The organism is Nocardioides sp. Root122 (genome assembly GCF_001425025.1).
Taxonomy (GTDB): Bacteria; Actinomycetota; Actinomycetes; order Propionibacteriales; family Nocardioidaceae; genus Nocardioides.
In genome coordinates this window covers 1-386 of record NZ_LMDE01000008.1, presented here as the reverse complement: position 1 = coordinate 386, position 386 = coordinate 1, and the positions used below count along the sequence as shown (strand labels likewise).

The 386-nt window shown below is 67.6% G+C and carries 1 pseudogene; it reads right to left on the bottom strand.

What is annotated here, in order from left to right:
* Positions 1–297 (bottom strand): annotated as a pseudogene (locus tag ASC64_RS22700) (hypothetical protein); the annotation flags it as partial.
* Positions 298–386: the final 89 nt, after the last annotated feature.

Here is a 386-nt window from a genome sequence, read left to right as displayed (position 1 = left end):
CGCCGACGTCGTCGACATCCCCAGCACCGCACCGAGCTCGGCGATGCAGAACTCCGCCACCAGCGGAGCACCCTCACCCGCGATGGGTTCCTCATGCTCACACCCCGGCACGGTGAAGGTCGCAGCGTGGTGGATCGACTCCGGCGGGTGGAGGTCTGCCCAGCGGGCGGCGAGGACCAGTTGGTCGGCGGCGGCGCGATCTTCGTCAGCCTTGCGTGCGCGGATCGAGGCGAGCACTGCGGATGCCGAGAGGTCGTCTTCGACCACCCCTTCTGCCCGCTCCATCGCCTCGATCATGTGTCCTGCATCTCTGCTTGAGTGCAGTAGCCTCGTTGGGGTGAGTCTCGAGCACCCGATCGGGGGGACTGACTACCCGCGGACCTTCC